Origin of the sequence: Chromobacterium sp. CV08 (assembly GCF_051129845.1) — a bacterium.
In the GTDB taxonomy this organism is placed as follows: Bacteria; Pseudomonadota; Gammaproteobacteria; order Burkholderiales; family Chromobacteriaceae; genus Chromobacterium.
The window spans coordinates 1,525,158-1,547,165 of the sequence record NZ_CP150453.1 but is presented as its reverse complement, the minus strand read 5'-3'; the positions used below and the strand labels follow the sequence as shown (position 1 = coordinate 1,547,165).

At 67.5% G+C, this 22,008-nt stretch carries 23 protein-coding genes; 9 read left to right on the top strand and 14 right to left on the bottom strand.

The window, feature by feature from the left end; genetic code table 11:
• The first annotated feature begins 12 nt into the window (after nucleotides 1-12).
• The 4 genes from WNM05_RS07395 to WNM05_RS07380 are packed head-to-tail and all read left to right on the top strand — an operon-like array spanning nucleotide 13 to nucleotide 4,662.
• A complete protein-coding gene (locus WNM05_RS07395; RefSeq protein WP_434633799.1) occupies nucleotides 13-1,092 on the top strand; it encodes a TAXI family TRAP transporter solute-binding subunit in 1,080 nt (359 codons plus the stop codon).
• A gap of 39 nt (nucleotides 1,093-1,131) precedes the next feature.
• Nucleotides 1,132-2,553, top strand: a complete 1,422-nt coding sequence (locus tag WNM05_RS07390) for an SLC13 family permease (RefSeq protein ID WP_434633797.1) — start codon at nucleotides 1,132-1,134, stop codon at nucleotides 2,551-2,553.
• Nucleotides 2,550-3,590, top strand: coding sequence for an ABC transporter substrate-binding protein (locus WNM05_RS07385; RefSeq protein ID WP_434633796.1), 1,041 nt, complete (start codon nucleotides 2,550-2,552; stop codon nucleotides 3,588-3,590). Before WNM05_RS07390 ends, WNM05_RS07385 begins: the two co-directional genes overlap by 4 nt.
• A gap of 25 nt (nucleotides 3,591-3,615) precedes the next feature.
• Complete coding sequence (locus WNM05_RS07380) at nucleotides 3,616-4,662, top strand: glyceraldehyde 3-phosphate dehydrogenase NAD-binding domain-containing protein (RefSeq protein WP_434633794.1); 1,047 nt, start codon at nucleotides 3,616-3,618, stop codon at nucleotides 4,660-4,662.
• Here the strand turns inward: WNM05_RS07380 and WNM05_RS07375 are convergent.
• Entirely contained in the window at nucleotides 4,659-5,909 is a 1,251-nt protein-coding gene (locus WNM05_RS07375) for an MFS transporter (protein ID WP_434633793.1), read from the bottom strand. The genes WNM05_RS07380 and WNM05_RS07375 overlap by 4 nt on opposite strands.
• A gap of 102 nt (nucleotides 5,910-6,011) precedes the next feature.
• Here WNM05_RS07375 and WNM05_RS07370 point away from each other — a divergent pair, with 102 nt between their 5' ends.
• Entirely contained in the window at nucleotides 6,012-6,896 is an 885-nt protein-coding gene (locus WNM05_RS07370; protein WP_434633791.1) for a LysR family transcriptional regulator, read from the top strand.
• On the opposite strand, the gene WNM05_RS07365 is transcribed toward WNM05_RS07370, so the two are convergent.
• Entirely contained in the window at nucleotides 6,893-7,777 is an 885-nt protein-coding gene (locus WNM05_RS07365) for a prephenate dehydrogenase (RefSeq protein ID WP_434633789.1), read from the bottom strand. The genes WNM05_RS07370 and WNM05_RS07365 overlap by 4 nt on opposite strands.
• 94 nt (nucleotides 7,778-7,871) lie before the next feature.
• On the opposite strand from WNM05_RS07365, the gene WNM05_RS07360 reads away from it, so the two are divergent.
• Nucleotides 7,872-8,132 (top strand): DUF4936 family protein, encoded by a 261-nt coding sequence (locus WNM05_RS07360; RefSeq protein WP_434633787.1) that lies wholly within the window; start codon nucleotides 7,872-7,874, stop codon nucleotides 8,130-8,132.
• Between the two features lie 226 nt (nucleotides 8,133-8,358).
• On the opposite strand, the gene WNM05_RS07355 is transcribed toward WNM05_RS07360, so the two are convergent.
• The 11 genes from WNM05_RS07355 to WNM05_RS07305 all read right to left on the bottom strand — a co-directional run bounded on the left by WNM05_RS07355 (nucleotide 8,359) and on the right by WNM05_RS07305 (nucleotide 18,363).
• Nucleotides 8,359-9,546: a dicarboxylate/amino acid:cation symporter gene (locus WNM05_RS07355; RefSeq protein ID WP_434633786.1), complete on the bottom strand. Its 1,188-nt coding sequence runs from the start codon at nucleotides 9,544-9,546 to the stop codon at nucleotides 8,359-8,361.
• 157 nt (nucleotides 9,547-9,703) lie between these two features.
• Nucleotides 9,704-10,516, bottom strand: coding sequence for an aminodeoxychorismate lyase (pabC, locus tag WNM05_RS07350; RefSeq protein ID WP_434633784.1), 813 nt, complete (start codon nucleotides 10,514-10,516; stop codon nucleotides 9,704-9,706).
• Entirely contained in the window at nucleotides 10,516-11,808 is a 1,293-nt protein-coding gene (locus tag WNM05_RS07345) for an aminodeoxychorismate synthase component I (RefSeq protein WP_434633783.1), read from the bottom strand. Before WNM05_RS07345 ends, pabC begins: the two co-directional genes overlap by 1 nt.
• 131 nt (nucleotides 11,809-11,939) lie before the next feature.
• Complete coding sequence (gene fabF / locus WNM05_RS07340; RefSeq protein WP_434633781.1) at nucleotides 11,940-13,181, bottom strand: beta-ketoacyl-ACP synthase II; 1,242 nt, start codon at nucleotides 13,179-13,181, stop codon at nucleotides 11,940-11,942.
• A gap of 165 nt (nucleotides 13,182-13,346) precedes the next feature.
• Nucleotides 13,347-13,586 carry an acyl carrier protein gene (acpP, locus tag WNM05_RS07335; protein ID WP_434633779.1) on the bottom strand — a complete coding sequence of 80 codons (240 nt, stop codon included), beginning with the start codon at nucleotides 13,584-13,586 and terminating at the stop codon, nucleotides 13,347-13,349.
• A 105-nt stretch (nucleotides 13,587-13,691) separates the two neighbouring features.
• Nucleotides 13,692-14,429, bottom strand: a complete 738-nt coding sequence (gene fabG, locus WNM05_RS07330; RefSeq protein WP_434633777.1) for a 3-oxoacyl-ACP reductase FabG — start codon at nucleotides 14,427-14,429, stop codon at nucleotides 13,692-13,694.
• A gap of 88 nt (nucleotides 14,430-14,517) precedes the next feature.
• Nucleotides 14,518-15,447 carry an ACP S-malonyltransferase gene (gene fabD / locus WNM05_RS07325; protein WP_434633775.1) on the bottom strand — a complete coding sequence of 310 codons (930 nt, stop codon included), beginning with the start codon at nucleotides 15,445-15,447 and terminating at the stop codon, nucleotides 14,518-14,520.
• A gap of 126 nt (nucleotides 15,448-15,573) precedes the next feature.
• On the bottom strand, nucleotides 15,574-16,533 hold the full coding sequence (locus WNM05_RS07320; RefSeq protein ID WP_434633774.1) for a beta-ketoacyl-ACP synthase III: 960 nt from the start codon (nucleotides 16,531-16,533) through the stop codon (nucleotides 15,574-15,576).
• A gap of 5 nt (nucleotides 16,534-16,538) precedes the next feature.
• Nucleotides 16,539-17,576 carry a phosphate acyltransferase PlsX gene (plsX, locus tag WNM05_RS07315; protein ID WP_434633771.1) on the bottom strand — a complete coding sequence of 346 codons (1,038 nt, stop codon included), beginning with the start codon at nucleotides 17,574-17,576 and terminating at the stop codon, nucleotides 16,539-16,541.
• Nucleotides 17,577-17,634: 58 nt separating this feature from the next.
• Entirely contained in the window at nucleotides 17,635-17,814 is a 180-nt protein-coding gene (gene rpmF, locus WNM05_RS07310) for a 50S ribosomal protein L32 (RefSeq protein ID WP_011136965.1), read from the bottom strand.
• 45 nt (nucleotides 17,815-17,859) lie between these two features.
• Nucleotides 17,860-18,363 (bottom strand): YceD family protein, encoded by a 504-nt coding sequence (locus WNM05_RS07305; RefSeq protein WP_434633768.1) that lies wholly within the window; start codon nucleotides 18,361-18,363, stop codon nucleotides 17,860-17,862.
• A 106-nt stretch (nucleotides 18,364-18,469) separates the two neighbouring features.
• Between WNM05_RS07305 and WNM05_RS07300 the strand changes: the two genes are divergently transcribed.
• From WNM05_RS07300 to pncB, 3 genes are read left to right on the top strand one after another with little or no spacing between them, the layout of a single operon-like run.
• Nucleotides 18,470-19,051, top strand: a complete 582-nt coding sequence (locus WNM05_RS07300; RefSeq protein ID WP_434633767.1) for a Maf family protein — start codon at nucleotides 18,470-18,472, stop codon at nucleotides 19,049-19,051.
• Nucleotides 19,048-19,752: an SAM-dependent methyltransferase gene (locus WNM05_RS07295; RefSeq protein ID WP_434633765.1), complete on the top strand. Its 705-nt coding sequence runs from the start codon at nucleotides 19,048-19,050 to the stop codon at nucleotides 19,750-19,752. The genes WNM05_RS07300 and WNM05_RS07295 overlap by 4 nt, the downstream gene beginning before the upstream one ends.
• A 5-nt stretch (nucleotides 19,753-19,757) precedes the next feature.
• Complete coding sequence (pncB, locus tag WNM05_RS07290; protein WP_434633764.1) at nucleotides 19,758-20,963, top strand: nicotinate phosphoribosyltransferase; 1,206 nt, start codon at nucleotides 19,758-19,760, stop codon at nucleotides 20,961-20,963.
• On the opposite strand, the gene WNM05_RS07285 is transcribed toward pncB, so the two are convergent.
• Complete coding sequence (locus WNM05_RS07285; RefSeq protein ID WP_434633763.1) at nucleotides 20,957-21,811, bottom strand: Rossmann-like and DUF2520 domain-containing protein; 855 nt, start codon at nucleotides 21,809-21,811, stop codon at nucleotides 20,957-20,959. The genes pncB and WNM05_RS07285 overlap by 7 nt on opposite strands.
• Nucleotides 21,812-22,008 lie beyond the last annotated feature (197 nt).

The following is a 22,008-nucleotide window of genomic DNA, read 5'->3' as shown; positions in this document are numbered from 1 at the left end:
CAGGAACCAGACATGGCCCGCGAACTGTCCGATACGCTGAACCGCTTGCTCAACCGCCTGCCGCCGGGCCGGCGCCGCCTGCTCGCCGCCGGCCTCGTGGCGGCGCTGGCGGCGGTCGCGCTGGGTTTTCTGCTCGACGTGATGCCGCGGCGCGCGGTGCTTCGCATCGCCGGCGGCGAGGTGGTCAGCAACCGGCAGTTCCTGACCCGCATGCTGCAGGAGGAGGCCGCCGGGCACGGCCTGACGCTGCGGATCCAGCCGGCGCGGGACGCCGGGGAGACGCTGGAACAGCTGGACCGCCATCAGATAGACCTCGCCTTCGTCCAGGACGGCGCGCCCGGCCGCTACCGGCACGTGACCCAGCTGGCCGCCATCCCGCCGGAACTGGTGCACCTGCTGGCGCGCCCCGGCATCGACCAGCTGGCCGAACTGAAGGGCCGGCGCATCGATCTGGGCGAGCGCGGCAAGCAATTGTGCGACAACGCGCGCCAACTGCTGGCCTTCGCCGGCCTTCGCGCCGACCGCGACTACCTGGAGAGCAATCTGCCGCAGGAGGAGCTGATGGCGCTGCCGGCCGAGCAGTTGCCGGACGCCGTCGTCACCGCTTCCTACCTGCCGTCGATGCTGGCCGACTTCCTGGTCCGCCAACGCGGCTACCGGATGATAGACCTGCCCTTCCCCGCCACGCCGTCCAGCCGGCTGGACTGGGCGGCCGCGGCCGAGATCCCCGCCTTCCTCTACGGCGCGGCGCCGGCGGTGCCGCCCCGGCCGTTGCGCACCGCCGGCGTCAATCTGCACCTGCTGGCCAACGACGAGGTGGACGCCAAGGCCGAGTATCAGTTGCTGCAAGCGCTGTACAGCCCGGCGATGGCGGTGCGGATGAAGATCAAGTTCGACGAGGCTCAGCTGACGCAGCCGTCCGGCTTTCCCCTGGCGCGCGGCGCGCAGGCCTTTCTCGAGCGGGACAGCCCGCTGATCTCGCGCGAAAACTTCGAGAAGGCCAAGTCGCTGGGCGGCCTGCTGGCGTCGCTGATGTCGGCGCTGCTGGTCGCGCGGCGCTGGTTCCGCGGCGAGAAGGTGGCGCTCGACTGAGCGTGGCAGATACCCGATTTCCCCCATCAGGTCATCACGATGCCCATATCCGACGACAATCATTGTTCCGAACGCCGGCGCGCCTGGCTGGAGCTGGCCGGCTGGCTGACGGCCATCGCCATGCCGCCGTTGGCCTGGTGGTGCGCGCTGCGGCAGGGAACGCCGCACGACGGCGCCGTCTTCATCGGCATTCTGGCCGGAACCGCGGCCATGTGGATATTCAAGCTGGTCCCGGCCTTCGCGCCGGCGCTGTTCGCGCTGCTGGCCGTCATCCTGTTCGACATCGCGCCGGCCTCTGTCGCCGCCGCCGGTTTCGCCTCCAACGGCTTCTTCATGCTGCTGAGCGTATTCGCGATCGGCGCGCTGATGGCCAAATCCGGGCTGACCCGCCGCGTCTCGCTGTGGATGCTGCGCCGGGTGCCGGCCGCGCCGGGCTGGCGGCAGGCCGGATTGTGCCTGTACGGCCTGGCGCTGACGCCGCTGATGCCGTCGCAACTGGGGCGCAGCGCCATCGTCGCGCCGTTCCTCGCCATGCTGGTGGAGGCCGGCGGCAAGCGCCGCGACGCCGCCGCCCTGTTCGCCAGCGCCGTCGGTGGCGTCAGCCTGGCGGCGGCGGCCTGCCTGACCGGCAAGCCGGCCAATCTGATGGCATTCGGCCTGTTCGACAGCCAGACCCAGTTCGCCTTCGACTGGCTGCCCTGGCTGTGCGCGGCCTCGCTGGCCGGCGCGCTGCTGCTGGCCGCGCATTTCGCGGCGATGCGGCTGCTGTTCCGCGACGCGACGCCGGGCATGCCGGTCCCGCCGCCTCTGCGGCAGGGCGAGGCGCCGGGACCGATGAGCCGGATGGAATGGAGCGCGCTGGCGGCCATCGGCCTGATTCTGCTCGGCACGCTGAGCGCGCCCTACCACAGGGTGGACATCCCGTGGCTGGCGCTGGCCGTGCTGGTGGCCCTGCTGCTGTTCGGCGCGCTGCGCAACGAGGACCTGAACCAGCGCGTCGACTGGTCGTCGCTGATCTTCGTCGGCGCCATCCTCTCCTGGGCGCCGATCATGGACATCACCGGCATAGACGGTCAGATCGCCGCCTCGCTGGGCGGCCTGGGCGCCCTGATGAAATCCGACCTGCCCGCCTTCCTGGCCCTGTTGTGCCCGGCCTGCGTGCTGCTGCGGCTGGCGCTGCCGGAACTGGTGGCCGAAATCCTGCTGCTGACGCTGCTGCTGCCGCTGGCGCATGCCGCGGGGGTGTCGCAATGGCTGATCGGCTTCGCCGTGCTGACCATGTGCGAAGCCTACCAGTTTCCCTACCAGTCGCCTTACCACCTGTACCTGGACGGCCAGCTGGCGGCGCCGGCCGACTACGACCGCCGCCTGCTGCTGCGCTACAACCTGGCGATGACACTGGCGCGCGCGCTGACGCTGTTCGCTTCCCTCCCATTCTGGTCCTGGCTGAACATCGTATGATCAAACACCTGCTCTTCGCCGCCAAACTCGCCTTCGCGCTCGGCTTCGCCGCGCTGGTGATCGCCCACAAGCTCTACAGCGCCCGCATCCTGATCATCCACAGCTACGACGCCGACTACAGCTGGGTCAAGGAGGAAAACGAAGGCCTGAATCGCTTCTTCGACCGGCATCCGGAGGTATCGCTGCGCTGGCACTACCTGGACCTGAAGCGCCATCGGGACGACGACTTCCGCCGCGCCGCCGCCGCCGGCGCCGTCAACGCGATCGCGCGCTGGAAGCCGGACGTGATCATTCTGCTCGACGACATCGCCCAACAGCTGGTCGGCATGCGCTACCGCGGCGACGCCAGGCTGAAGATCGTGTTCGCCGGCGTCAACAGCCGGCCGCAGGCCTACGGCTACGACAAGGCCGGCAACGTCACCGGCATTCTGGAGCGCAAGCCGCTGCGCGCCGTCGACGACACGCTGCATACGCTGTGGGGCAATATCGGCGGCGGCCCGGACAAGCCGCGGGCGCTGCTGATAGGCGACAAATCGTTCGATTTCGCCGCAGGCCTGTTCGAATACAGCGACTACCGGGACAAATGGCGCTACATCCGCTGGGTGCCCCCGCAGAGCGCCGACACCTTCGACGACTGGAAGATGCTGGTACTGCGCGCGCCCGCCGTGGCCGACTTCCTCCTGGTCAGCGACTACCGCCAGTTGCGGCGCGGGCCCGGCGCCAAGGACTTCGTGCCGGCGGCCGAGGTGATGGGCTGGACCGAACGCAACGCCAAGATCCCGGTGCTGGGCCTGAGCACCGCCGCCACCCAGGACGGCGCGATGATGGGCGTGGCCACCGCCGGCTACGAACAGGGCTGGGAAGCGGCCCGGATGGCCTATGCGCTGACGCGGGGCACGCCGGTCTCCCGGCTGCCGATGATAGCCGGCAAGGAGTCGATGGTCTCCATCCGCAAGTCGGCGCTGCGGCGGCGCGGCTTCGAAATGCCGTTCATCTACGAAGCCTTCGCCCGCGCCAAGGATCTGCAATTCGATTGAGCGCCGCCGGCGCGGAAAGATCGCAATGAGAAAACTGAAAGTCGGCCTGAACGGGCTGGGCCGGATCGGCCGCACCCTGTTCCGCATCAACCAGCAACGCCAGTTGTTCGACCTGGTGCTGATCAACGACGTGCAGCAGGATGCCGCCAATCTGGCCTATCTGCTGAAATACGACTCCATCCACGGCCCCCTGCCGGACCGGATAGGCTTCGCCAGCCGACGCCTGACCGTCGGCGAGCGGACGATCGCGCTGTCGCACTGCGCCGACGTCACCGCCGCGCCATGGCTGGAACACGGGGTGGAGGTGCTGATCGACGCCTCCGGCGACACCGGGAATCCGGCCCGGCTGGCCGGCTGGCAGGCATTCCCCGGCTGGACCGTCACCACCCACGCGGTCTCGCATCCCGGCGTCTCCACCGTGGTGTTCGGCGTCAACGAGCACGCGTTCGATCCGCGTCGGCAGCGCCGCCTGGCGGCGAGCATCTGCGACGCGGTGGCGCTGTCGCCGGTGGCCGCGCTGCTGCAGCGGCATTTCGGCATCGCGCGCGGCTATCTGCTGACGCTGCATCCGTGGCTGGGCCAGCAGCGCCTGCAGGACGGAACGGCGCCGACGGCCGGCATGGACGCGCTGCAGTCTCACTTCGCCCTCGGCCGATCCGCCGTCGGCAACCTGATTCCGAAGACCACCAGCGCGCTGCAGGCCGCCGATGCGGTGCTGCCCGGCCTGTCGCAAAAACTGCAGGCGATGTCCTACCGGGTGCCGACCCACATCGTCTGTTCCGCCGTGCTCGATGTGGAACTGGAGCGGCCGACCGCCGCGCATGAGCTGGACGGTCTGCTGCGCCGGGCCGAACAGGAGCAGACGCTGCCGATTCTGCACACCGGCAGCGAGCCGCTGGTGTCGAACGACTACCGGGGCAGCCGCTACTCCGCCATCGTCGACCAGCGCTGGACCGCCGTGCAGCATGGACGCCACGCCAGGCTGATGTACTGGTACGACAATGAATGGGGCTACAGCTCGCGGGTGGCGGACCTGGTGGAGAGAATCGCGCGCGACGCGACGGACGGTTAGGCCGCCGGCAACGGCCGCAGCCTGCGCAGCCACAACGCCGCCGCCAACAGCAGCGCCAGGCCGGCCGCCAGCGCCAGCACGACGCCGGGCCAGCCGCCGTAAGCCCACATCAGGCCGGACACCGAGCCGTACAGGCTGGAACCGAGGTAATAGCTGCTCAGATACAGGGCCGACGCCAGCGCCCGGCCCTGCCGCGCGCGCAGGCCGACCCAGCTGCTGGCGACGGAATGGGCGGCGAAGAAGCCGAAAGTGAACAAGGCGATGCCCGGCGCCAGCAGCCACAGGCGATCGGCCAGCGTCAGCGCCAGGCCGGCCAGCATCGCGGCCACCATCAGCCACAGCACATTGCGGCGGCCCAGACGGTCGGACAAGCTGCCGACCCAGGCCGAGGCCCAGATGCCGACCACGTACAGCGAGAACAGCAGCGCGAGCAGGCTCTGGCTCAGATTGAACGGCGGCGCCAGCAGGCGGAAGCCGAGATAGTTGTACAGGCTGACGAAGCAGCCCATCAGCAAGAAGGCGGTCAGGAACAACCACGGCAGGCCGCCGTCGCCGGCGATGGCGGCCAGCTCGCCCCGCATACGGGCGAAGTCGTGCCGCCGCGGCTGGAAATGGCGCGACGGCGGCAGGCTGCGCCAGAACAGCCAGGCGCCGGCGCAGCCCATCAGCGCCAGCGCCAGCACCGCGCCTCGCCAACCGAAGTGATCGGCCAGCACCGCGGCCAGGAAGCGGCCGCACATGCCGCCCAGCGCGTTGCCGGCGATGTAGAGACCCATCGAGTGCCCCAGCGACTTGCCGTCGACCTCTTCGCTGAGATAAGCCATCGCCACCGCCGGCAGGCCGGCCAGCACGATGCCGAACAGCGCGCGCAGCAACAGGAAGGTGCCGAAGCCGCCGACGAAGGCCGACGACAGCATCAACAGCGAGGCCAGCGCCAGCGCCGCGTTCATCAGTTCGCGGCGGCCGAAGCGGTCGGACAGCAGGCTGGCCGGGATCAGGCTGAGCGCCAGCGCACCGGTGGACATCGACACCACGCCGCTGGCGGCGGCCGGCGTCAGACCGAAGTCGTGGGCGAACAAGGGCATCAGCGGCTGGGTGCCGTACAGCATCGCGAAGGTGCAGAAACCGCCGACGAACATCGCGCGCGCGGTGGCGCGGAAGGCCGGCGTGCCGGCGTGCAGCCTGCCGGTCTGGGCGTCGGGAATGGAAATCGGTGACAGCGGTGCGGCGGGGACGTGGGCGGACACGGCGAAAATCTCGATGAAGCTTGCGACACCGTCAGCTTAGGCTTGGCGATTCCCATGGTCCAATATATATTTCAGGCAAGATTAATACTTTAAAAGTATCAAATGGAGCTGCGCCACCTGCGTTATTTCGTCGCCGTCGCCGAGGAGCTGCATTTCACCCGCGCCGCCGAGCGCCTGCATATCGGCCAGCCGCCGCTGAGCCAGCAGATCCAAGCGCTGGAGGCGGAACTGGGCGCGCCGCTGTTCCGCCGCCACCAGCGCAAGGTGGAGCTGACCGCAGCCGGGCTGCAGCTGCTGCCGCGAGCCAGACAGATACTGGCCGACAGCGCGGCGGCGGCCGCCGCCGTGCGCCGCGCCGCCGACGGCGAAACCGGCGAGCTGCGCATAGGCTTCACCTCGTCCTTGCCGCTGACGCCCATCCTGCACCACAGTCTGCAGCACTACCGGCGCGACTATCCGGCGGTCAGGCTGACATTGAGCGAAATGTTCACCGCCGGCCAGTTCGACGCGCTGGAGCGCCGCCAACTGGACCTGGGCTTCGTCCGCTTCAACGGCCCGGCGCCCAGTCCGCTGATCCGGGTCGAGGAACTGCATCGCGACCGCTTGCTGGCGGTGCTGCCGCGCGGCCACCGGCTGGCCGCCGCCGACGCGGTGACGCTGGCCGAGCTCGCGCGCGAGCCGCTGATCGGCTACCCGCAGGAGTCCGGCGCCGGCCTCAGGGATGTGATCCTTCAGCTGGCGAGGCAAGACGGGCTGGAGCTGAACGTGGTGCAGGAGGCCGGCGAGGCGATCACCCAGATCGGCCTGGTGGCGGCCGGCGTCGGCGTCGCCGTCCTGCCCTCTCCTCTCGAATGCGTGCAGATACCGGCGGTGCACTATGTGCCGCTGGCCGACGACGGCGCCTATCTGTCGATGGGGATCGCGACCCGCCGCGACGAAGACTCGCCGCTGGTGGCCAACTTCCTGGCCGGCGTCGAGGCGGACTAGCCCCGACGCAGGAACTGCTGATGCCAGCGCGTGCGCGCGGCGCGCGCGTCGCCGAACAAACGGTTCAGGCCGTCGGCGTCGCCGGCCTCCAGCAAGGCGGCCAGGCGGTCCAGGCCGGCGCGGTAGCCGGCCAGCTCGGCCAGCAGCGCGTCGCGGTTGGCCAGGCTGATGTCGGTCCACATCTCCGGATGGCTGCCGGCGATGCGGGTGAAGTCGCGGAAGCCGGTGGCGGCGAAATCGAAGCAGCGTTCGGCGTCGGCCCTGGCCGCCACCTGGTCGACATAGGCGAAGGCCAGCAGATGCGGCAGATGGCTGACGCTGGCGAACACCGCGTCGTGTTCGGCCGCGCTCATCGCATGGATCTCGGCGCCGCAGGCGCGCCACAGCTCAGCCACGGTCTCCACCGCCTCTGGCGCGGTCTCGTCCAGCGGCGTCAGCACCACGCGGCGGTTCTCGTACAGGCCGTATTGCGCGGCGGCCGCGCCGGACAGGTCGGAACCGGCGATCGGGTGCGCCGGCACGCACCACGGCAGGTGATCCGGCAGATGCCGGCGATACAATGCCGCCACATCGCTCTTGGTGCTGCCGCCGTCGGTGACCACGGCGCCCGGCCGCAAACCCGGCGCCAATGCCGCCATCAGCGCGCCCATCTGGCCCACCGGCGACGCCAGCAGCGCCACGTCGGCGCGGTCTGCGACGGCGGCGATGTCCTGGCTGATCTCGTCGACCACGCCCAGCGCCAGCGCCTTCTCCAGATTGGCCAGCGTGCGGCCGACGCCGATCACGGTCCTCACCCTGCCCGCGCGCTTCAACGCCAGCGCGAACGAGCCGCCGATCAGGCCGACGCCCGCCACCACCAGCGTGTCTATCTGCTGCTGCACCTGCTCCCCCTTTGCTGTTCCGCCACCGGCGCGGCGCGAAGGTCTATCATAAACAATTTTGCCGACCAGGCCAGCCCGCCGTCCGGAGAGAACGATGACCGCCACGCTGTATTGCTATTTCAAGATCGAATCCGACCACGACGCGGTGCGTCGGCGCCTAGGCGCGCTGCAGGCCGAACTGGCCGCCGCCGGCTGGCCCGGCCGGCTGCTGCGCCGCTGCGACGACGCCGACACCTGGATGGAGGTCTATCCGGACGTCGCCGACCGCGAGGCCTTCCGCGCCGCCTGGCTGCCGGCGCGTCGGCGGCACGGCCTGGCGATGCCGGTTCACGAGGAATGGTTCCAGCCGTTGTAGATCTTTACCCCGGCTGCTTTCCGCCGGAGACCGGGCGCGGAAGCGGCCCGCCGCAGGACCGAAACGCCGGCAAGAAAAAGGCCGGGCGCGAGGCCCGGCCAAACAAACACGATTAACGAGAGAAACCGAAACCTTGCGCCCAAACCCGGCGTGAAAGGAAAACGGTGAGGGATTCAATATACCCGCCGCCGCCGATCGCCCCAAATCACTTGTTCTGCTTAACAAATCACCCGCGCTGCGCGGCCGCCTCGCCGGCCGGCTCCGCAGTCCGGCCCGCCACGCGGTCCACCCATAGCGCCACCACGCCGTCGCCGGCCACGTTGCAGGCGGTGCCGAAACTGTCCTGAGCCAGATAGAGGGCGATCATCAGCGCCAGGCTGGCTTCCGGGAAGCCCAGCACGCTGGACAGGATGCCCAGCGCCGACATCACGCCGCCGCCCGGCGCGCCCGGCGCGGCCACCATGGTCACCCCCAGCAACAGGATGAAGGGCAGCATCACGTCCCAGCCCGGCACATCCAGGCCATGGGTCATCAGCATCACCGCGGTGGCGCAGCTGACCAGGGTGATGGTGGAGCCGCACAGGTGTATGGTCGCGCACAGCGGCATCACGAAATGCACCACCGGCGGCGACACCTTCATATTGCCGGCCGAACGCAGCGCCACCGGTATCGTGGCGGCCGACGACATCGTGCCCAGCGCGGTGAAGTAGGCCGGCAGCATCGCGCGCAGCAAGGACAGCGGATTGCGGCCCAAGAGCGCGCCGCTGGCGCCGTAAAGGACAGCCAGCCACAGCCAGTGCAGGGCGATGGCCATCAACAGCACCACGCCGAAGGTCTTCAGCGTGGCGAAGGCGGTGCCGGCGGCGGCCATGTCGGCGAATTCGCAGGCGATATAGGCCGGCAGCAGCGGCACCAGCACACGCGCCAGCACCTTCTCGACGATGTCCTTGCCCTGCTCGGCGATCTCGCGCAAGCGCGCCGCGCCGGTGGCGGCGATGCCCAGGCCGAAGACGAAGGCCAGCATCAGCGCCGTCATCACGTCGAACAGCGGCTTGATCTCCAGCTTGAACAGCGGCGCCAGCTTGCCGGCGGCGGCGGCAGCGGGCGCGGCGGCTGCCTCGCCCAGCCATTGCGGCAGCAAGGCGGACGCGGCGGTGAAGGCCAGTACGCCGGACAGGATGGTGGAGGCGTAGGCCAGGCCGACGGTCCAGCCCAGCATGCGGCCGGAGCCGGTCTCCAGCGCGGCGATGCCGCTCATGATGTAGAACACGATGATCAACGGGATCATGAAGCCGATGAACTGGCTAAACAGGCCCTTGAAGGTCAGCAGCAGCGTCAGCAGCGGGCCGGGCGCGTACAGGCCCAGCAGCAGGCCGACGGCCATGCCGGCCAGCAGTTTCAGGATCAATTTCACAGGCAACCTCTTGTCCGGGTTATCCAGCCCGCCGCGCCTGGCGCGACGCCGGACGAAACCCGTCCGCTCCGGCGCGATCGGATCGATTCGGAAGAAGGGAGGGAGCCGGTCGGCACGGCAAGCGGAACATCGCGCCGACGGTCCCCGGCGCCATGCATCAGGCTTGTTGTAGTAAGGCTTGCCGCAATGCCTGCAGCAAAGGCGGAGGCGTCCAGACCCGCTCGCCCAGGCGGGCGATGGGCCAGATGCCGATCAGGCTATTGGAGAGAAAGGCCGCCTCAGCGTCAATCAGATCGGCGGCGGAAAGTCGCTTTTCCGAAAATTTAAGTCCGAAATTCGAAACACTATCCGTCAACCAATCGCGCACAGCCCCGTTCACGCCGCAACGGTCGAGCAAGGGAGTCTGGATTTCCCCGCCCCTCAGCAGGTAGACATTGCTCATCGTGCCCTCGGCCAGCCAGCCGTCCTGGTCCAGCAGCAAGCCTTCCTGGATCGCCGGGTCGTTCCACTCCGAGCGCGCCAGCACGCTCTCCAGCCGGTTCAGGTGCTTGACGCCGGCCAGGCGAGGCTGCAGCGACAGCCTGAGCTCGCACCAGCGCGCGGTCACGCCCCGCTCGCCGTACTCCGACGGATAGCCCTGCCATGGCGTGACCGACACGATGCGCGTCGGCGCGCCGGCGCCGGCCATCGCGTAGCCGCGCGCGCCGACGCCGCGGGTGACCACGATCTTGCCCACCGCCAGCGCATGTCCGCGGCCCAGCGCCATCAGCTCGTCCAGCAACTGCTGCTCGTCCGGCAGCGTCAGCGCCAGCCGCGCGGCGTCGTCGGCCAGGCGCGCATACTGCCAGCGCCACATCGACGGCCGGCCATGGCGCAGCTGCATGGTGCGGAACACGCCGTCGCCGTAGTTGAAACCGCGGTCCAGCGCCGACACCGACTCGCCGGGCAGGCCGTTGACCAGCATCGCCATCAGCCCTGCTCCACGCCCAGCGCGCGCAGCAGGCCGCGCGCCTTGTGACGGGTCTCCTGCAGTTCGCGCTCGGGATCGGAATCGGCGACGATGCCGCCGCCGGCGCGGAAGCGCAGCTTGCTCCCCTCCTGCATGAAGGTGCGGATCAGGATGTTGAAGTCCATGGTGCCGTCGCGGTTCAGGTAGCCGAGGCTGCCGGTATAGGCGCGGCGCGCGCCGTTTTCCAGCTCGCGGATGATCTGCATCGTCCTCACCTTGGGACAGCCGGTGATGGTGCCGCCGGGAAACAGCGCGCGCAGCACGTCGACCGGCGCGACATCGTCGCGCAGCCTGCCGCGGACATTCGATTCGATATGGTGGACGTAGGCGTAGCTGGCCACCGCCATCAGCTCGTTGACCTCCACCGAGCCAGGGCGGCTGATCCGGCCCAGGTCGTTGCGCTCCAGGTCTATCAGCATCACGTGCTCGGCGCGCTCCTTGACGCTGCTGATCAGCCGCTTCTTCAGTTCGGCGTCCTCGGCCGCGTCCCGCGAACGCGGATGGGTGCCGGCGATCGGACGGGTCTCGGCCCAGCCGTCGCGCACCCTCACCAGCCGTTCCGGCGACGAGCTGACGATCTGCGCGTCGCCGAAGTCGGCCAGCGCCGAGAACGGCGCCGGATTGGCGCGGCGCAACGCGGCGTACAGATCCGGCGCGCTCAGTCCGTCGGCCAGCTCCGCGCGCCAGCCTCGCGAGATGTTCACTTGGAACACGTCGCCGTCGTAGATGTAGCGCTTGAGCCGGACCACCGCCTCGGTATACCACTCGGGCGGATCCTCTTCCAGACCGGCCAGCGCCACCGGCCGGGGCGCGAAGGCCGGCCGGGTGGCGACCAGCCTCTCCAGCGCATGCCAGTCGTCGGCGGTCTCGCCGACCAGCCAGGCTTCGTCTTTCGCGCGGTCCACCAGCACCGCGGCCGGCGCGCGCGCCCATACCGCCAGCGGGAAGCTGTCCGGCAAGGCGGCCGGCACATGCGGCTCGAACTCCGACAGCAGGTCGTAGGCCAGATAGACGAACCAGCCGCCGACGAAGGGCAGGCCGTGCGGATTGGACACCGCCCGCGGCCGGAACGCGCGCACCTCGTCGAGAAAGGCCTGTCCCTCGCCCGCCATGAACACGCGCCGCTCGCCCTGCATCAGCAGCATGTCCCAGCCGCTATCGCCGGACGACTGCATCAGGTAGGGAAAGTGCTCGCGGTCGGCCGCGTGCAGCGCCAGCAGGTCGGGAATGAAGTCGAGTTTCTGAGTGAACATCTACGGTCCTGGGCCGGCAAGGCCCGGCACTGATTTGCAAGCCCGCCGCCCGCCTTGAGCGGCGGCGAAAAAAGAAAAACCGCTGCGAGTGTAACGCAGCGGTTCGCCCTGTCAATCGCCTGCCCTGTCGGTCAGACGCGCTTGAACACCAGGGTGCCGTTGGTGCCGCCGAAGCCGAAGGAGTTGGAAATACCCACCTCGATCTTCATGTCGCGCGCGGTGTTGGCCACGTAATCCAGGTCGCAGCCGGCCTCCAGATCCTGCTCGACCATATTGATGGTCGGCGGCGAGACCTGGTTGTGGATCGCCAGGATGGTGTAGATGGCCTCGACGCCTCCGGCGCCGCCCAGCAAGTGGCCGGTCATCGACTTGGTGGAATTGACCACCAGCTTCTTGGCGTGGTCGCCGAAAGCGATCTTCAGCGCGCTGGTCTCGTTGGCGTCGCCCAGCGGGGTCGACGTGCCGTGAGCGTTCACGTATTGCACGGCGTCGGCGTTGATGCCGGCGTCGCGCAGCGCGTTCGCCACGCCGCGGGCCGGGCCGTCTGCGTTCGGCGCGGTGATGTGATGCGCGTCCGAGCTCATGCCGAAGCCGATCAGCTCGGCGTAGATCCTGGCGCCGCGCTTGACCGCATGCTCGTACTCTTCCAGCACCAGCACGCCAGCGCCCTCGCCCATCACGAAGCCGTCGCGGCCCTTGTCCCACGGACGGGAGGCGGCCTCCGGATCGTCGTTGCGGGTGGACAGCGCCTTCATCGCGGCGAAGCCGCCTATGCCCAGGCGCGACACCGCGCCCTCGGCGCCGCCGGCCACCATGACGTCGGCGTCGCCGTACTGGATCAGGCGAGCGGCGTCGCCGATGCAGTGCGCGCCGGTGGTGCAGGCGGACACGATGCCGTAGCTCGGGCCTTGGTAGCCCTTCAGGATGGACACCTGGCCGGCGATCAGGTTGATCAGCGAGCCCGGGATGAAGAACGGACCGATCTTGCGCGGACCGCCTTCCATCAGCGCCACGCCGGTTTCCTCGATCAGCGGCAGGCCGCCGATGCCGGAACCGATGTTGACGCCGACACGCGTCTTGTCCAGATCCTGGATGTCGTCCAGTCCGGCGTCGGCGACGGCCTGTAGGGCCGCGGCGATGCCGTAGTGGATGAACAGGTCGTTGCGACGCGCTTCCTTCGGCGAGATGTACTGGCCGATATCGAAGTCCTTGACCTCGCCGGCGATCTGGCAGGCCATGTCGCTGGCGTCGAAACGAGTGATCTTGGCTATGCCGCTCTTGCCGGCCAGCAGATTGGCCCAGCCGGTGGCGACATCGTTGCCGACCGGAGACACATGCCCCAGGCCGGTGACTACTACTCTGCGTTTGGACACGAAGAATCCCCGTGAGAGATGGGAGGGCAGTCTCCCGGTGAAGCCGGACGCGCGTCGCGAACCGTCAATCGATTCAAACGCGCGTTTGGAATTCTCTTAACAAAAGAACCTCTGCGGGCGAGCCGAAGCAACACCGGGCAGAGGTCCTGGTCCCGAAAACGGGGATTACTTGTTCAGGTTGGCGCTGACGTAGTCGACGGCTTGCTGAACGGTCGTGATCTTCTCGGCCTCTTCGTCCGGAATCTCGCACTCGAATTCTTCTTCCAGCGCCATCACCAGTTCAACGGTGTCCAGGGAGTCCGCGCCCAGATCGTCAACGAAAGAGCTTTCGATCTTGATCTCGGCTTCGTTCACGCCCAGTTGTTCGGCAACGATCTTCTTGACGCGCTGTTCGATGTTTTCCATTTGTTTAAACCCTTGACCTTTCTGATTCGGGATCACAAAACCCCGGTATTCTACAAAAAAAAATTAGAGCAGCCTACCTAAATCTTGCTGTGGCGGCGACCGGCCTCAGGGCATCAGCATCCCGCCATTCACATGCAGGGTCTGCCCGGTGATGTAGGCCGCGCGGTCCGACGCCAGAAACACGACGGCGTCGGCGATATCCTTTGCGTCGCCGAGGCGGCCCAGCGAAATCTGGCCCACCAGCGCCTCGCGCTGCGCTTCCGGCAGCGCGCGGGTCATATCGGTGTCGATGAAGCCCGGCGCCACGCAGTTGACGGTGATGTTGCGGCTGCCGACCTCGCGCGCCATCGACTTGGTGAAGCCGATGATGCCGGCCTTGGCGGCCGCGTAGTTGGCCTGGCCGGCATTGCCCATCGCGCCGACCACCGAGGCGATATTGATGATGCGGCCGCTGCGGGCCTTCATCATTCCGCGCATCACCGCCTTGGACGCCTTGAACACCGACTTCAGATTGGTGTCCATGATGGCATCCCAATCGTCGTCCTTCATCCGCATCAACAAGCCGTCGCGGGTAATGCCCGCATTGTTGACCAGAATCGCCACGGAGCCGAACTCCTGCTCCACCGATTCGATCAGCGCCTCGACCGCGCCCTGCCCGGTCACGTCCAGCACTCGGCCTGCGCCGCCGGCGGCGGACAGACGCTCATGGATGGCGGCCGCGCCGGATTCCGACGTGGCGGTGCCGATCACGACGGCGCCCTCGGCGGCCAGCGCGTCGGCGATCGCCGCGCCTATGCCGCGCGAGGCGCCGGTCACCAGCGCCACTTTGCCTTGCAGACTCATCAATGTGTCTCCTTATTGTCAACGCCCGTCCGGCTTTCGCCGAAGGGACGATGGCGGCCGGCCGCGGGGCCGGCCGCCGGAATGTCGGTCAGGCCAGCTCTTCGCGGGCGGCTTCCAGCGCCGCGCGGTCGGTCAGCGCCAGGCATTTGACCTTGCCGTCTATGCGCTTCGCCAGGCCGGCCAGGACCTTGCCCGGACCGCACTCGGCCATCAGCGTCACGCCGTCGGCGGCCAGCTTCAGTATGGTTTCGGTCCAGCGCACCGGCATGTACAGCTGGCGGATCAGCGCGTCGCGTATCCGCGCGGCGTCGCCATAGCTGGCGACGTCGGCATTATGCAATACGGGTATTGCAGGCGCATTGAGGTGAACCTCGGCCAGCGCCGCCGCCAGCTGTTCGGAGGCGGGCCGCATCAGCGAGCAGTGCGAGGGCACCGACACCGGCAGCGGCAGCGCGCGCTTGGCGCCGCGGGCCTTGCACAACTCCATAGCGCGCTCGACGGCGCCCTTGTTGCCGGCGATCACCACCTGGCCGGGCGAATTGAAATTGACGGCCTCAACCACCTCGCCGGCGGCGGCTTCGGCGCAGGCGGCGCGGATGTCGTCGTCGGACAGGTTCAGGATGGCGGCCATCGCGCCGGCGCCGGCCGGCACCGCCTGCTGCATCGCCTCGGCGCGCAGACGCACCAGCTTGACCGCCTCGGCGAACGGCAGGGCGCCGGCGGCCACCAGGGCGGTATACTCGCCCAGGCTGTGGCCGGCCACGACGGACGGCTGCTTGCCGTTCAGCTCCTGCCAGGCCAGATAGGCGGCATAGCCGGCGGCGAGCATGATGGGCTGGGTATTGACGGTGGCGTTGATGGCATCGGCGCTATCGGCCTGCAGCATCGCCCACAGATCGACGGACAGCGTGTCCGATGCTTCCTCGAAAGTGTGCTGCACCACGGGCAGGTCGGCGAAGCCGTCCATCATTTTCAGGCTCTGCGAGCCCTGCCCCGGAAAAAGAAATGCAAAAGCCATAGTCGACTCCACGTGAATTCGACGCAAAGCATGACGCAAAGCGGCGTCCGCTGCCAAGCCCGCCGTGCAACAAATGTTGCCATCGGCGGCGATTGGACTGCGAAAACGCCACTTGGCGCCGGTTGATCAGTAGATGAGCAGCGCCGCGCCCCAGGCGAAACCCCCGCCTATGCCTTCCAGCAGGACGGTCTGGCCGCGGCGGATGCGCCCGTCGCGCACCGCGGCGTCCAGCGCCAGCGGAATCGACGCGGCCGAGGTGTTGCCCTGCTCCGGCAGCGTGACGATCACCTTTTCCATGGACAGACCCAGGTGCTTGGCGGTGGATTCGATGATGCGCAGATTGGCCTGGTGCGGCACCAGCCAGTCGACGGCCGCCTTGTCCACCCCGGCCTCGGCCAGCGTGGAGACGGCGATCTCGGACAGCGATTTGACGGCGAACTTGAATACCGCCGGACCATCCATGTGCAGATACGGCATGCCCTGGATCTTGCCGCCGGAAATCTGCGCCGGCGTATTGAGCAGGCCCTGGTAGCGGCCGTCGGCCGCCAGCTTGGCGTGCAGGATGCCGGGCTCGTCGGACGCGCCCAGCACGACGGCGCCGGCGCCGTCGCCGAACAGCACGCAGGTACGGCGATCGTCCCAGTCCAGCACCCGCGACATGATTTCGGCGCCTATCACCAGCGCCGTCTTCGCCATGCCGCTCTTGATATAGGCATTGGCGGTGGCGATCGCGTAGACGAAACCGGCGCATACGGCCTGCACGTCGAAAGCGGGAATGCCGGGCAGACCCAGCTTCTCCTGCAGGATGCAGGCGGTGCTGGGAAAGACCATGTCAGGGGTCGTGGTGGCGACGATGATCAGGTCGATCTCGCCCTTGCCTATGCCGGCGCTGGCGATGGCGGCTTCGGCCGCCTTCAGCGCGAGGTCGCTGGTCTTGTGCTGATCGTCGGCAATATGGCGCGCGCGGATGCCGGTACGAGAGACGATCCACTCGTCGCTGGTATCGACCCGCTCAGCCAATTGCGCATTGGTGAGCACTCGGGACGGCAGGAAGCTGCCGGTTCCGAGAATGCGGGAATAGCCCATGTTTGTCAGTTCGCTTCTGCCTCGGACTGCTTGAGATTATCTAATTGTTTAGCAATCCGCTCGGCAATGTGAGCAATCACGTCGGAGCCGGCCTCCTCGCATGCCTGCGCCAACGCGTAACGGAATCCTGTGACATCGGCGCCGCCGTGGCTTTTCACCACGATGCCGCGCAGGCCCAGCAAGCTGGCCCCGTTGTAGCGGCGCGGATCGATGCGTTTCTTGAAGAGAGCCAGCACCGGCAGCGCGGCCAGCGCGCACAGGCGCGTCCACCAGCTGCGACCGAACTCTTCCTTCAGGAAAACGGCGAACATGTGCGCCAGCCCCTCAGCTGTCTTCAGCGCCACATTGCCGGTAAAACCGTCGCAGACTACCACATCCGTCGTGCCCTTGCAGATGTCGTCGCCTTCCACATTGCCGTAGAAATTCAGCTCCGACTGGCGCAACAGCTCGGCAGTCTTCTTGATATTGTCGTTACCCTTGATGTCCTCGCTGCCGATGTTCAGCAGGCCGACGGAAGGATTGGTCTGGCCTTGCAGGCAGGCCATCAGCTCGGCGCCCATGATGCCGAACTGCAACAGTTGTTCCGGGGTGCAATCGACGTTGGCGCCCAGATCCAGCACGCAGGAAGTGCCCTTGACATTGGGCAGCAGCTTGGCGATGGCGGGACGGTCGATGCCGGGAATGGTCTTCAGGACGAAGCGGGCGGTAGCCATCAGCGCGCCGGTGTTGCCGGCGGACACGGCGGCCTGCGCCTTGCCTTCCTTGACCAGATTGATCGCCACCCTCATAGACGAATCCTTCTTGTTCTTCAGGGCGAGCTGAGGCGCCTCGTCCATGCCCACCACCTGGGTGGCATGCTGGATGAGGATGCGCTCACGCACGGCGCCCGCGTGCAGGGCCAGTTCAGCCTCCAGGGCCGGCTGGTCGCCTACGAGAATCAGATGGGTGTCGGGGTGGTCTTGCAGGAATTGGATCGATGCCGGGACGGTAACCTTGAGGCCAACGTCACCGCCCATAGCATCAACCGCGACGGTGATAGTCATCAACGATTGCGGTAAAAGTACCTACCAAAAAAGGAAAGGAAGTGAAAACGCGGGGAGATTACTCGCCCTTGGTCTTCACGACCTTGCGGCCACGGTAGAAGCCGTTCGGGCTGATGTGGTGACGCAGGTGGGCTTCGCCGGTGCTGGCTTCAACTGCCAGGGCCGGAGCGGTCAGAAAATCGTGTGCACGATGCATGCCGCGCTTGGACGGGGACTTTTTGTTCTGTTGAACAGCCATGGTCGACTCCTAAGAAATTCAAGTAGATTCTAATACGAATCCGGGTTACTCGGACTTGGGTCTCTTAAGCGCCGCCAGCACCGCAAACGGGTTGGGCTTGTCAGCCTTGGCGAGCGAGAGAGTATCCCTGCCGCATTCGTCGTGTTTCGGCGAGTGCGGCAAGCCCATGATGATTTCGTCTTCGATCAGCGCAGTCACGTCGAGTTCGGCTTCGGCGAGCACGGCGTCCAGCCCCTCGTCGAGTTCGCAGGCCTCGTCCAGCTTTTCCTGACTGGTAAACAGCGTGAGCACCGAATCGGTGTTCAGGCTGAACGGCATGCCGTCCAGGCAGCGCTGGCAAGTGACGTTCAGTTGTGCATCCAGCCGGATGCGCAGCGCATAGCGCTGCAGTTCGTCACGAAAGCCTTCGAACTGGTACGACACCTCGCCAGAGGTATCGGACAGGTCGCTGTGCACGCGCTCGTCGAGTTCGCCGACCGGCATCAGGCCGGACAGCGAACGCCCTTCCCGGGCGAACTTGAGCGGATCGATCAAAATCGGTTTAGACATAAACTCCGCATGGTACAATCCATTCCCCTGATTTGTCAAAAGAAACAAGGCAGGGCCGAAGCGGCGCCCGCCCGGCGCCCGGCCCGGCCGCCACCAGGCCCGAAACATGCACATCGTACTGGCTTCCACTTCCCGCTACCGCCAAGAAATCATCGCCCGCCTGGGCCTGCCGTTCAGCGCCGAACCGCCGATCTGCGACGAGACGCCGCTGCCCGGCGAGACCGCGCTGGAAACCGCGGTGCGCCTGGCCCGCACCAAGGCCCAGTCGCTGGCCGGCAAGCATCCCGGCGCGCTGATCATAGGCTCCGACCAGGTGGCGCTGCTGGACGGCAGGCAGATAGGCAAGCCCGGCGGCTTCGAGCAGGGCGTGGAAATGCTGAAGTGGATGAGCGGCCGCACCGTGATCTTCCACTCGGCGCTGGCGTTGTACAACAGCGACAGCGGCCGGCTACAAGAGTGCGTCGGCATCACCCGCGTCACGCTGCGCCACCTGACCGAAGCGCAGATCCGCAACTACCTCGCCCGCGAGCCGGACGCGCTCCACTGCGCCGGTAGCGCCAAAAGCGAGGGCCTCGGCGGCGCGCTGCTGGAAAAAGTGGAATCGGACGACCCGAACGCGCTGATCGGCGTGCCGCTGTTCCAGCTGATCACCATGCTGGCCAACGAGGGCGTGGAGGTGCTGCAATGAGCGGCACCCTGTTTCTGATCCCCGCGCCGCTCGGCGACGAAAACGTCGCCTGGCTGCCCGAGGGCGAGCGGACCAAAGTCGCCCACCTCGTCCACTTCGTCGTCGAGGCGGAAAAGACCGCGCGCAAGCATCTGAAAGCGCTGGGCGTGACGACGCCGATCCGCGAGCTTGTCATGGGCACGCTGAACGAGCATACCAAGGAAGCGGACGTCGCCGCGCTGCTGGCGCCGCTGAAGGCCGGCCACGACGTCGGCCTGATCTCCGAGGCCGGCTGCCCGGCGGTGGCGGACCCCGGCGCGCAACTGGTGGCGCTGGCCCACCGCCACGGCATCCGCGTCGAGCCGCTGATCGGCCCGTCGTCGATACTGCTGGCGCTGATGGCCAGCGGCGCCAACGGCCAGCGCTTCGCCTTCCACGGCTACCTGCCGGTGGACGCCGCGGAAAAGGCCAGGCTGGTCAAGGAGCTGGAGCAGCGTTCACGCAAGAACGACGAGACCCAGCTGTTCATCGAAACGCCGTACCGCAACAACGCGCTGCTCGCGCAATTGCGCGAAGCGCTGGCGCCGTCGACCCGGCTCGCGGTAGCCTGCGATCTGACCTTGCCGACGCAGACCATCGTCAGCCACCGCGTGCAGGACTGGCCGCAAAATCCGCCCGACCTGCACAAGCGCCCGGCCATCTTCGTGATCCACGCCGCCTGACCGCCATGCCCAAGACCACACCCATCATCCGGTCGCTGCTGGACACCGACCTGTACAAGTTCACGATGCTGCAGGTGGTGCTGCACCAGTTCCCGGCCGCGCACGGCGAGTACGAGTTCCGTTGCCGCAACCACCCGGACACGCCGCTGTCCCAGCTGAAGGCCCAGTTGGAAGCCCAGCTGGACCTGCTGTGCGAGTTGCGCTTCAGCCAGGACGAGCTGGATTATCTGCGCGGCCTGCGCTTCATCAAGAGCGATTTCGTCGACTACCTGGAACTGTTCCACCTGCAGCGCCGCTTCATCAGCGTCGACGAGGAAGGCGAACAGCTGGCCATCCGCATCAAGGGGCCCATGGTGCAGGCGATGTTCTTCGAGATTTTCGTGCTGGCCATCGTCAACGAACTGTATTTCCGTCCGCTGGACGGCGAGACGGTGCGCGCCGAGGGCCATCGCCGGCTCGAAGCCAAGATCGCCACGCTGGAACGCTTCCTGCGCGACGAGGCGCCGGAGCAGCGCTTCCCGCTGTTGATCGCCGACTTCGGCACCCGCCGCCGCTTCAGCCGAGCCTGGCAGGCCCACGTGGTCGAGAGACTGAACCGCGCGCTGCCGCAGATCTTCCGCGGCACCAGCAACGTCTACCTGGCGCGCCAGCTCGGCATCACGCCTATCGGCACGATGGCGCACGAATTCTTCCAGGCCTTCCAGGCACTGGGCGTGCGGCTCAGGGACTTCCAGAAGGCGGCGCTGGAGTCATGGGTGCAGGAATACCGCGGCGACCTCGGCATCGCGCTGACCGACGTCGTCGGCATGGACGCCTTCCTCGCCGACTTCGACCTCTACTTCGCCAAACTGTTCGATGGTCTGCGACACGACAGCGGCGACCCCTACGTCTGGGGCGAGAAGGCGATCGCCCATTACCGCAAGTTGCGCATAGACCCGGCCGCCAAGATGCTGACGTTCAGCGACGGCCTCAGCATAGACAGCGCGCTGGAACTGCAGCGCCACTTCAGCCCGCACATCCAGGTCAGCTTCGGCATCGGCACCCACTTCACCAACGACATGGGACTGGAGCCGCTGCAGATCGTGCTGAAGCTGGTCAGCTGCAACGGCCAGCCGGTGGCCAAGCTGTCGGACAGCCCCGGCAAGACCATGTGCAGCGACGAGACCTTCCTCGCCTACCTGCGCCAGGTGTTCAGCATACGCGCTCAGTAGAGCAGCGCCAGCAAGCGCCGGCGCACCGGATCCGACAGCCTGTCGCCGGCCAGCGCCACGGTCTGCCGGCCCAGCGCGCGGTAGGCCGCCGCCAGCTCGGCATCGCCGAGCGCCGCCAGATGGCGCTCGACAGTGCCGACATCGCCGCGCACGATGGGGCCCGTCAGCGCGTCACGCGGCCCCAGCGCCAGCGCATTCTCCAGCGTCTGCCGCATCAGGCCGCCCAGCAGCGGCTGCGCCAGCTCCGCCGGCACCCCCGCGCAAGCCGTCAGCTGCTGCGCCATCGCCGTCAAGGCCACCAGAAAGTTCGACGCCACCGACAGGCCGGCGTGGTAGGCCGCCTTGCCGCCCGGCGCCAGCCGGAACGGCTGCCCGCCCAATGCCCGCGCCAATGCCTCCAGCCGCAGGCAAGCCTCCTCGTCACCCTCCAGCGCGCACAAGGTGCCGGCGAAATCGGCTACCGCCCGGCCGGGATCGGCGAAGGAGAACGCCGGATGCAGGCTGGCCGTCAACACGCCCCGCTCGGCCAGCGGCGCCAGCAACGCCGCCTCCCCGGCGCCGCTGGCGTGAAAGGCCACGCAGCCGGCCGGCATCACCGCGGCCGCGGCCAGCTCGCCGGCGCACGAGGCGATCTCGCCATCCGGCACCGACAGCAGGTAGAAGTCGGCCGGCCGCAGCCGGCCAAGATCGGTCGTCGCCCGGCCGGCGCCGATGAACTCGCAAGCCAGCCGCAGCGGCTCCGGCCGCCGCCCGACCACATCGAGCACTTGATATTGCCCGGACAAATGGGCCAGCCTGGCCACGCTGCCGCCCAGGCGCCCCGCCCCCACCACTGTCAGAGTCTGCATACCTTTATATACCTCTTCGTTTCGGCATCCACCACGACCCGGCCTCGCTCCGGCATCGCCGCCATGATGCCCGCGCCGCGCGAGCGTCGCAAAAAAACATCAGATCTGAACATGCACAATATTGACAGGAATGAATCGCGAAAAATATTTCCATTTAAAACCAATGCCTTGTAGACACTTCGCATATCAACAAGCCA

Coding starts and splice junctions, on each gene's coding strand:
- WNM05_RS07395 (WP_434633799.1), top strand. CDS start 13: ATGGCCCGCGAACTGTCCGATACGCTGAACCGCTTGCTCAACCGCCTG.
- WNM05_RS07390 (WP_434633797.1), top strand. CDS start 1,132: ATGCCCATATCCGACGACAATCATTGTTCCGAACGCCGGCGCGCCTGG.
- WNM05_RS07385 (WP_434633796.1), top strand. CDS start 2,550: ATGATCAAACACCTGCTCTTCGCCGCCAAACTCGCCTTCGCGCTCGGC.
- WNM05_RS07380 (WP_434633794.1), top strand. CDS start 3,616: ATGAGAAAACTGAAAGTCGGCCTGAACGGGCTGGGCCGGATCGGCCGC.
- WNM05_RS07370 (WP_434633791.1), top strand. CDS start 6,012: ATGGAGCTGCGCCACCTGCGTTATTTCGTCGCCGTCGCCGAGGAGCTG.
- WNM05_RS07360 (WP_434633787.1), top strand. CDS start 7,872: ATGACCGCCACGCTGTATTGCTATTTCAAGATCGAATCCGACCACGAC.
- pabC (WP_434633784.1), bottom strand. CDS start 10,516: ATGGCGATGCTGGTCAACGGCCTGCCCGGCGAGTCGGTGTCGGCGCTG.
- WNM05_RS07345 (WP_434633783.1), bottom strand. CDS start 11,808: ATGTTCACTCAGAAACTCGACTTCATTCCCGACCTGCTGGCGCTGCAC.
- acpP (WP_434633779.1), bottom strand. CDS start 13,586: ATGGAAAACATCGAACAGCGCGTCAAGAAGATCGTTGCCGAACAACTG.
- fabG (WP_434633777.1), bottom strand. CDS start 14,429: ATGAGTCTGCAAGGCAAAGTGGCGCTGGTGACCGGCGCCTCGCGCGGC.
- fabD (WP_434633775.1), bottom strand. CDS start 15,447: ATGGCTTTTGCATTTCTTTTTCCGGGGCAGGGCTCGCAGAGCCTGAAA.
- WNM05_RS07320 (WP_434633774.1), bottom strand. CDS start 16,533: ATGGGCTATTCCCGCATTCTCGGAACCGGCAGCTTCCTGCCGTCCCGA.
- plsX (WP_434633771.1), bottom strand. CDS start 17,576: ATGACTATCACCGTCGCGGTTGATGCTATGGGCGGTGACGTTGGCCTC.
- rpmF (WP_011136965.1), bottom strand. CDS start 17,814: ATGGCTGTTCAACAGAACAAAAAGTCCCCGTCCAAGCGCGGCATGCAT.
- WNM05_RS07305 (WP_434633768.1), bottom strand. CDS start 18,363: ATGTCTAAACCGATTTTGATCGATCCGCTCAAGTTCGCCCGGGAAGGG.
- WNM05_RS07300 (WP_434633767.1), top strand. CDS start 18,470: ATGCACATCGTACTGGCTTCCACTTCCCGCTACCGCCAAGAAATCATC.
- WNM05_RS07295 (WP_434633765.1), top strand. CDS start 19,048: ATGAGCGGCACCCTGTTTCTGATCCCCGCGCCGCTCGGCGACGAAAAC.
- pncB (WP_434633764.1), top strand. CDS start 19,758: ATGCCCAAGACCACACCCATCATCCGGTCGCTGCTGGACACCGACCTG.
- WNM05_RS07285 (WP_434633763.1), bottom strand. CDS start 21,811: ATGCAGACTCTGACAGTGGTGGGGGCGGGGCGCCTGGGCGGCAGCGTG.